Origin of the sequence: Oscillatoria nigro-viridis PCC 7112, from assembly GCF_000317475.1 — a bacterium.
GTDB lineage: Bacteria > Cyanobacteriota > Cyanobacteriia > Cyanobacteriales > Microcoleaceae > Microcoleus > Microcoleus nigroviridis.
The window spans coordinates 1-7,645 of record NC_019732.1 but is presented as its reverse complement, the minus strand read 5'-3'; the positions used below and the strand labels follow the sequence as shown (position 1 = coordinate 7,645).

The following is a 7,645-nucleotide window of genomic DNA, read 5'->3' as shown; positions in this document are numbered from 1 at the left end:
TATTTTTGCAGGGCCCGAAAATATGTTTTCTACTTCGGCAGAAATCTCGCGGGCCCTGACAAAAATCCCGCTAGGGGAAGTAGGCGGGGATATTCAAATTTCCCCATCTAGGACTTGGAACCGTTGCTGCTACATCAGGATAGTTTAATATCCTGACCTAGAGCCTAGAGTCTTTATTGGCACAGTAATTTAAAAAAACTGGCACAGTCGTTAGGCAGGGAGTGGCACAGACGATTGGCACACCCCCACTAGCACGTCCTTATCAAGTCAGGGATGCTGTCTTCTGATGCACGAGTTCAGTAATGCGGTCACGAACTAGCTCATCTTGGCTTTCCAACCAATCAGCGATAACAGCCACATCGTATTTAGTTCCTGGCGCGTTCCATCCGTACATCTGGGTAAGTAAGTTTTGCAATTGGGCAGGGTAGTATTCGGGCCACCAGACCAGAGCAATATCACGAAGTTTTTCAGCATCGTCTGAGCTAATTTGTGTAGTACAGCTCATCATTAAGAACTGAGTATTTTTAGAAGCTGGCAAAATTAAGTCCACATTGTCCACATTAGGCTTTAAAGCCTTATCAGGTAAGGGTTTAGTAATGTGGACTGAGTAGTCCACTTTTAGTCCACTTTCGTCCACTTTTGATGTTTTCAGGAGTGAGGATTGTGGACTTTGTGGACTGGTATTTTGAGGAATGTGGACAGGATAAACCTTGTCAGTGTATGGATTTTCGGCTAATGTGGACAATGTGGACTGTGGACTTAAATTAAAGGTAATTTTTCGTCCTTCTGATGTAACCTCACCGTATTTCAAATTTGACAACTCAGTAAGCCACTCTCGAACTCGCTGCACCTCTGGCCGCTCTTTGCCATTGAAAGATTGCCTAATTTGGTAAAGCGAAATTGTCCCCCCCTTGCGTTCTGCCAGCGAGATAATTTTTGCCAAGTTGGGAGCTAAAGCAGTGCGATCGGAAAATTCAGCGTAGAGGCTGGCAATTTGGTCAGAGCTGAATTTGACAAACTTTATCGCCGCTTCCACCGCAGCTTTAGGGATTGAGGAGCTAACCTCGACACCGTTGAAAGCGCAGGTAAGGGCGTAGATGATAGCGGCCATCTTGCCCACTTTTTCCGGCATTTTGCCGACCATCGCCCGGATGCCTTGTTTTGGTTCTGCAACCCGTCGGTCTTCCATTGCGTTATAGAAAGCGGTGAAAAGCCTTTTAGCATCAGGACTTAGCTCCATTTTCAAAGCAGGCAAAGCATCTATTTTTAGATAAAGCGCTGCGAGCATCGGTGTAATGTCAAAACCGCCACTATCCTCCTCAGAGAGCTTAGACGCAGCCAACGGCTGAAACACGAAGTCAAACCGCGCAAACTTCCCATTTGCATCGCTGCAATCTTTAAGCAAAGTGGCCAACACATCGGGCTGGATGGTTCCAAAAACGCTCAGCAGCAGCCCATCCAAGTCTGCTTTGGTTCCAGAAGCTCGCAGGACTGTGCTGCCTGTACCGTTCCAGAATTCGAGCAAGTCCTCATCATCACTACCCTTACCCCCTCGGTATTGGTTTGCCGATTTAAACAAACTGGCAAGCTCATCACATCGATACATCAAGGCTTGGTCGGGGAACTCAGCAACTTGGTACAAGATGCCCTCACCTGTGGACTTAGAAAACGAGTAGAGCCTGGGTCGAGGTTCTTTAGGTGGTAAGCCTTTGTTGTCTCCTTTAGCTGCCTTCCACTGCCTGTACTCTTCTTCATAGTCTGCGAGGGCTTTCTGATATTCCTTCCGAGCTTTCTCTCGTAGCGATTGCATCGGTCGGTCTATCATTGCCCGCATGATGGGGGATTTTTTTTGAGATGACTCAGCGACGATGCCAGCGAAATAGTTAGGGGTACATCGGTAGTCAGTGTCGCGTCGGAGCAAAACTTCTGAGCCGACCTTGAACAAGCTTGAAACTTGGGTGAGGAGGGCGGCCAGATAGCACTCAGTTTTTAGATTGAGTTTTGCCGCTAGTTTTTCGATAGGTGCCGCTAGCCCAGGGGGGAGAATTTCGGATAATTCAATCTGTGATTTTTGGGCAGAGAGGAGGCGAGCAACTTCGGCCGCTGTGTCTTCTTGCTCCAGTTCTTGCTCTAACTCTTGCTCGCGAGTGCGATAAATTTTCTGAACTTCTGCCGGAGTAAGTCGGTAAGTCTGAGCCAGTTCTGAGATTTTGATTTGAAGCTGCGACCTTCTCAAGTCAGAGTGGAGCAGTTCGTCAATTTTTGCCGCTAGGTCGGAGAGGCTAGGAACTTCAAATTTCGGGTGGCTTACAACTTTTGGCGCTTGCCGGGGAACCTCAAAGACTTTCTTCTCTCCGATTGCCGCCTTGATATCGTCCGCAGTTATTTTGTGATGTTCCACCCAGTCGGCAATATCTAGCCCTTTGCTTTCGGGTAGGTTTTCCCAGGCTTTAGATTCAGGGAAAGGATAAAGCCACAGCGCGCCAGGGAATTCTTGATGCAATAGCTCAGCGTGTTTGATTCCTGGTTTATCGCGGTCGGGGACGATGACAACTGTTGCACCCTCTAAATCGCTTGTGTCAGTGTTTCGCCACTTGCCAGAGCCACCGATATTACAGGTAGCGGCCAAACCTAAGCCCCAAAGTGTATCGGCGCAGGATTCCCCCTCAACGATGAAAATCAGTTCGTTATTTGCGATCGCTTTTTTGACCTCTGCATAGCGGTAAATAGGGATATTTTCACGAGCTACACCTTGAATACCTCCTATCCACCCCATCTGTCGCGAACTCTTGCACTTACCCCAACTCATTTGAGTCCAGTTAGCCTTAGTACCTTTGCCGTCATCAAACCGAACAACGCGGACAAGGGGGGAGCCGTCGCGGGCGGGATAGTACCAGTCACGAGTACCACGCGGACGAATAGCTTTTTTTTGTTGGATGGGGGCGTAGTAAGTTTTGCCATCTTTATCGGCTTTCGAGGTTGCTTCCCAGCCCGTAGCGGGTGGCTGTTCGCGGTTGCATACTGAAAGTTCGCCGATGAAATAGCACCAGTCTGGTTTGCCACAGTGGGGGCAGGGGCTGGTTTTGGATGCACGAAGAAGTGCACGGCTTGTGCTTTGTCCGTTGTCTGAGCTACTATTCATGATAGGTATGTGGCCATCAGGCCTGATTCCAAAAAGCCACTGCGTTCTAGGTTCCAATTAGTAGCAGTGGTTTTTTGGCTTTACATTGAAGTTTTAAAAAACTTAAAACACGAGTGGAACCGCCCCGCTAGAAAGACGAGCGGACAGGTAGGTCACTACGAGCGCAACCATTCGATTCAATAAACTTGGGAATAGGGATAAAGATTTTAGGCGGGTCGCGACTAGCCTCAATCTTGCAAAGGTCAGTATCAGGAGTCGTAAGCGTGTCTATGACCCACAAGAAAATATCCACCACCAGCTCGAAAAAGTGGATTCCGAGCCAAGCCTCAAACATCGCTTTGATTTGATTCTTGAGAGTGCGCTTAACTCTCCAAATGACTGCACCCCAAAAACTCATGTACTTTTTCCATTTTTCTTTTGGAATCGGTCTTCCCACAAACATCCAAGTCAGTCCCCCCGAATATTGTGAGAACTGATGCTCGACGAATTTAATGCAAGAAGTTAAGTACATTTTGTGATTCTACCGTTAGGTCGATCGCAATTGAAAACCCCTTGGGCAAACTTTGGTGTTTACAGTCTTGTCTACACTGCTGTCTACAGTTTTTGATTTTCAAAGTTGGAAAGTATATCATAAGTTGTGTTTTTTTAAATGCTAACCGGGTATTACTCGCCCCGGTTGCCTGCGGCGCCTTTGACTAATGGCGCGGCTGGGGGGGCGGGCCATACCCGGCTCCCCCCCCAGCCCACGTTTTCATCCTTCCTCTTCCTCCTGTTTAATAAATGGCATTAAGTATTCATACTCAGCCTTTGCGTCGCGATAAGTTTGGCTACTACCAGCCGACACTCCCCAAACTTCTTTGAGGATTTTGTTTTTGCCATTGATGCCTTTGGCGTGACACCGCAGAATCAATTCAATTTTTTCGCGCTGTCTAGTGGATAAATTCACCACCGCCAGTTCGCCAGAATTGCTAGAAGTCTTATTCACTAACAGTTCTAACGATTCTCTTATAGAATCGAGTTCCGTCTCTTTTTCTTGTTCTGTTCGCTGATTCGTATTGAGAATTGCCTCGGCTTCTATGCGACGTTGCTGTTCGGAGACATAAATTTCTGTTGCCAGTTCGTCCGCCACATCAGCGTTGATGGCCGCTTTTTTCATAGCCTCAAACTCTTCAACTTGGTTGAGTTTGTCAGCAACTCGGCGAGCTTCAAAGCAGCAAGCCCAGGAGCCAAGTAAAGCTAAACCTGTTGTTAAGTTGTGTAAAGGAACCTTGCGGCTTAAAAGAAAGGGGGGAGCGAGCCAGAGAGTAAAGGCAGAAACCGTTAAGACCGAAACTTTCAGGCGCGACATATCATCACCCCCAGTCCGATCGCTGCTGCTGCGAATCCTAGACACAAAATGCCCTGCAAGTCGCACAACTTAATTTTCAGGCGTACGACCAACCAGTCATCTAAAGCCCAACTCAACATCCATAGCACAGCAAAAATTATGTAGACAGCTCTGACCAACGCCAAAGCATTAGGATGCAAGGAAGCCACCCAGCAGAGAAAGCTGGAGGCAACCGCAACCATCAAAAAATCGTTGAGAATTGCGATCGCCTTTGTCATCTCACCGCCTCCTGCAAAGCTTCAAGATTTCGTACAGCCTCATCAATAGCAGAGGTAACTGTATCCATCAATTGCTGTTCTGATTTTTCCAACAAGCTCATCCCCAGAGAGTTGCTAGTTCGCCACCGAACACAGGTTTTTGCCCCGTGCAAAAGTGCGATGCAAGTCGCAAATTCGGGAGTTAGCGGGTTGCCGTTGGGATCACACTTTTTTCGCATCAGTTCGCCCCCTGCAACTTGGCTTTAATTTCACTGATGCGGGTTTCGGCATTGCTGGCCGCTTGGTCTAACGACATCCCTAACCGAGCATAGGCGGGGCGTTGATTATGCAAATGCTTACCCAGCCGAACATCAGCGCGTTTCTTTGTGAGTTCGTTGTCAGCCACCACACCTTCGTATTTGCGGTGATACTTGTGGACTTTTGCGTCAGCCTCTTCAATCTTCCCCGCAGCTTCATAGCCCCGCTTCGACTGTTTAGCGCCTTCGGTCTTTTGCTTGGCAAGCTCTTTCATTGCGTCCGCTTCTTCCTCAGTGAAGTAGCGAGGTGCCGGAATGATGGGAACCGAGCGCTCGCCTGCTGCAAAATTGCCAGGGTTAAGAGGGCTGATTGCGTCCGCCGAGGTAGCAGCCATAACTTTGCTTTTATCAATGTTGTGGCTGCCATCATGAACTAAGCCACCACCGGACTGGGTAGCGGATTGATTGCCACCACCCAAAAGTTTTTGCATTAATCCCATTATTTTGAGGCTCCGATTTGAATGTTGACTTTGATGGGAGGAAATAAATTCAGAGGGTTAATTTGTCGCCAGAGATTCATAGCCAGCAGAAACACACCCGCCGATGCGAGGGCGAGGGCGATCAGTTGTCCAAAGTCCACCCAGTCTAAAAAGCTGGTGGAATTCTGGCGGCTAAAACAGCACACGGGAAACGAACCATCGCCAGTCCAGTCAAGGGTGTCTACACTGTCTACAGCAAAACTGTCTACACGAAGCAAGTCAGGTGTCGTGTCTACAGAAGCGTCTACAACGTCTACGCTGTCTAGCGATTTGTCTAGTAGTCTGTCTAGCGTTTCACCATCAACGAAATACAGTTCCAGCAGTGCTTCCCATGTAGAAGTTTTTGAAAGTTTGCCAAACTGCCGAGCGTCCTCATTAGTGAACCCGCAGTCAAAGGCGATCGCCTTGAGTTGGTCGATGCGGCGACAACTGGCAGGGGGCTTAGCCATATTTGACCTCGCGCATTAGGGTACAAGCTTCCTCCAAGTTGGAATGGATAAGCGCGAGACACGCGGGTACGTATTCGTAATAACTGTCCAAGAGCAGGCTGGCACGAAAAATATAAGCATCGTCCCGCTCGGACTCAGCGGGAGATTCCACTAAATACGTGTTGAGGCATTCAAGAAAAATTTCTCGGTGGCGGGCGTTGGTCAAGTCGTCTATGCTCAAATTAATGAGCGAGAGAACGCGAGCAAACGTTTTGCCATCCACGACAATTTTGTCATTTGACGCAAACGTTAAGTGTTGCGATCGTCCGCAAAGACAATCGTCTGAAAGTGCCATAATTATTAAGCTCCAAACGTTAATACTGAACGGTTTGGGGAAGCCGTGACTTGTTTAGCGGGGCAAACGCTACTCAGTCGCGCATCAATCTTCCTTAATTACCTACGATCGCAGTATTACAGCCATATTGTCAAGTGATGGCTGTAAAGTTTTGTCACGCCCTGGCGTTAAATCCTACATCTCCAAAACTTGTTCGCCCTCTGCCTTATCCTCAGTAGACCAAGCAATCTCAAAAAAGTTAAGGCACTGTTTGCACTGGTAAGTAGTTAGGTCAATTTGAGTTTCGGAATTGTAAACAGATGAAATCCAGTTGTTGTATCGAGACTTACAGTGCGGGCATTCAAAGGTAGACGGCATCAGCTTTCCTCCAATATTTCTAAGATTTTCTCAACATCTGCGAGCGTCACACTAGATTTTTTCCGCTTGGTTCGGAGCTTGCTGAGAATTGTTGCGGGTTCCGTGAATTCGACACCGATCGCGATCGGCGCTGAGTTTTTAATTTCCTCTCGATCGGCGCGTTCTGTCGTAAGTTGCGATCGCAATTTCTCAACTTCCTCCTCAAGCTTCCATTCTCTTTCTCTGCCATCCTTGATGATAAAAGCTTGAGAGGATATACTTTCCCGCGCTCCCTCTAATTCCTCCTTTAAAGATTGGTTTTCCATCTCTAGCCTTAAGTTAGTCACCTGCAAGTTACCTAGCTCAATCTGTAACTCATTATCTGTAACTTTGGGTAACTCTTCACAATTACCCGCGTCAGACTTTCCCAGCAGTGCCTCATGCAAGGCTTCTAGGGATTGTTGCAGCGCTTGCACTTGGGATTTTAATGCTGTGAATTCCTTAATAGTAACCTTATCTGCAACTTCCTCTGTAACTACTCGCTCGTTTCCTTCTGTAACCTCTGTAACTTTATCTGTAACCCGTGACTGTGGGGGAGTATTCAGAGCCTCTGCAATCTCCTCAAGCTTTGTGGTGCTTATCTCTGAGCTTTTGCCGATGTATTTTTTATGTAACTTCCCTGCCATCTTTCTGTAACCGTACCAGTAATCGCCACCCTTGCCTGACTCCTTGCGAACTGTGTAGGGCTTATTCTGTCCCGATGGTTCAAATCTAAATGATGTTACCGACTCCAGCCAGGTCAAACCTCTGGGAGAATCAACTTCAAAGACCTTTCCCGCGAATTCTACAGTCCCTTGCACTACCGATGGAATTGCCATAAGTTACCTATCAGTTGAATAATCGCTTATGTAACCAATTATAAGTAACTTTTAGGTAACTGTCAAGGGTTACAGAAAAGAATTTTTTACCAATCCAGAGAATGCCCTTCCGGGCGGGATGGCGGC

Annotated in this window: 10 protein-coding genes; all 10 read right to left on the bottom strand. The window is 47.6% G+C overall.

Going from position 1 to position 7,645, the window contains the following annotated elements; translation table 11 throughout:
• Positions 1–262: 262 nt before the first annotated feature.
• A complete protein-coding gene (locus tag OSC7112_RS35055; RefSeq protein WP_015179913.1) occupies positions 263–3,142 on the bottom strand; it encodes a DUF3987 domain-containing protein in 2,880 nt (959 codons plus the stop codon).
• Between the two features lie 127 nt (positions 3,143–3,269).
• Positions 3,270–3,653, bottom strand: a complete 384-nt coding sequence (locus OSC7112_RS34225) for a hypothetical protein (protein ID WP_015179912.1) — start codon at positions 3,651–3,653, stop codon at positions 3,270–3,272.
• 240 nt (positions 3,654–3,893) lie between these two features.
• Positions 3,894–4,535, bottom strand: coding sequence for a hypothetical protein (locus OSC7112_RS34220; RefSeq protein WP_015179911.1), 642 nt, complete (start codon positions 4,533–4,535; stop codon positions 3,894–3,896).
• Positions 4,478–4,747, bottom strand: coding sequence for a hypothetical protein (locus OSC7112_RS34215; protein WP_015179910.1), 270 nt, complete (start codon positions 4,745–4,747; stop codon positions 4,478–4,480). The genes OSC7112_RS34220 and OSC7112_RS34215 overlap by 58 nt, the downstream gene beginning before the upstream one ends.
• Complete coding sequence (locus OSC7112_RS34210) at positions 4,744–4,965, bottom strand: hypothetical protein (protein ID WP_015179909.1); 222 nt, start codon at positions 4,963–4,965, stop codon at positions 4,744–4,746. The genes OSC7112_RS34215 and OSC7112_RS34210 overlap by 4 nt, the downstream gene beginning before the upstream one ends.
• Positions 4,965–5,483 (bottom strand): hypothetical protein, encoded by a 519-nt coding sequence (locus tag OSC7112_RS34205; protein ID WP_015179908.1) that lies wholly within the window; start codon positions 5,481–5,483, stop codon positions 4,965–4,967. Before OSC7112_RS34205 ends, OSC7112_RS34210 begins: the two co-directional genes overlap by 1 nt.
• On the bottom strand, positions 5,483–5,971 hold the full coding sequence (locus OSC7112_RS34200; RefSeq protein ID WP_015179907.1) for a hypothetical protein: 489 nt from the start codon (positions 5,969–5,971) through the stop codon (positions 5,483–5,485). The genes OSC7112_RS34205 and OSC7112_RS34200 overlap by 1 nt, the downstream gene beginning before the upstream one ends.
• On the bottom strand, positions 5,964–6,305 hold the full coding sequence (locus OSC7112_RS34195; protein WP_015179906.1) for a hypothetical protein: 342 nt from the start codon (positions 6,303–6,305) through the stop codon (positions 5,964–5,966). The genes OSC7112_RS34200 and OSC7112_RS34195 overlap by 8 nt, the downstream gene beginning before the upstream one ends.
• A 174-nt stretch (positions 6,306–6,479) precedes the next feature.
• The gene (locus tag OSC7112_RS34190) at positions 6,480–6,662 is read right to left on the bottom strand and encodes a hypothetical protein (protein ID WP_015179905.1); all 183 of its coding nucleotides are present in this window, start codon (positions 6,660–6,662) and stop codon (positions 6,480–6,482) included.
• A complete protein-coding gene (locus OSC7112_RS35050) occupies positions 6,662–7,519 on the bottom strand; it encodes a DUF6788 family protein (RefSeq protein WP_015179904.1) in 858 nt (285 codons plus the stop codon). Before OSC7112_RS35050 ends, OSC7112_RS34190 begins: the two co-directional genes overlap by 1 nt.
• Positions 7,520–7,645 lie beyond the last annotated feature (126 nt).

Excerpts from the sequence above, each read along its gene's own strand:
- OSC7112_RS35055 (WP_015179913.1), bottom strand. The coding sequence starts at position 3,142 with ATGAATAGTAGCTCAGACAACGGACAAAGCACAAGCCGTGCACTTCTT.
- OSC7112_RS34225 (WP_015179912.1), bottom strand. The coding sequence starts at position 3,653 with ATGTACTTAACTTCTTGCATTAAATTCGTCGAGCATCAGTTCTCACAA.
- OSC7112_RS34215 (WP_015179910.1), bottom strand. The coding sequence starts at position 4,747 with ATGACAAAGGCGATCGCAATTCTCAACGATTTTTTGATGGTTGCGGTT.
- OSC7112_RS34210 (WP_015179909.1), bottom strand. The coding sequence starts at position 4,965 with ATGCGAAAAAAGTGTGATCCCAACGGCAACCCGCTAACTCCCGAATTT.
- OSC7112_RS34205 (WP_015179908.1), bottom strand. The coding sequence starts at position 5,483 with ATGGGATTAATGCAAAAACTTTTGGGTGGTGGCAATCAATCCGCTACC.
- OSC7112_RS34200 (WP_015179907.1), bottom strand. The coding sequence starts at position 5,971 with ATGGCTAAGCCCCCTGCCAGTTGTCGCCGCATCGACCAACTCAAGGCG.
- OSC7112_RS34195 (WP_015179906.1), bottom strand. The coding sequence starts at position 6,305 with ATGGCACTTTCAGACGATTGTCTTTGCGGACGATCGCAACACTTAACG.
- OSC7112_RS34190 (WP_015179905.1), bottom strand. The coding sequence starts at position 6,662 with ATGCCGTCTACCTTTGAATGCCCGCACTGTAAGTCTCGATACAACAAC.
- OSC7112_RS35050 (WP_015179904.1), bottom strand. The coding sequence starts at position 7,519 with ATGGCAATTCCATCGGTAGTGCAAGGGACTGTAGAATTCGCGGGAAAG.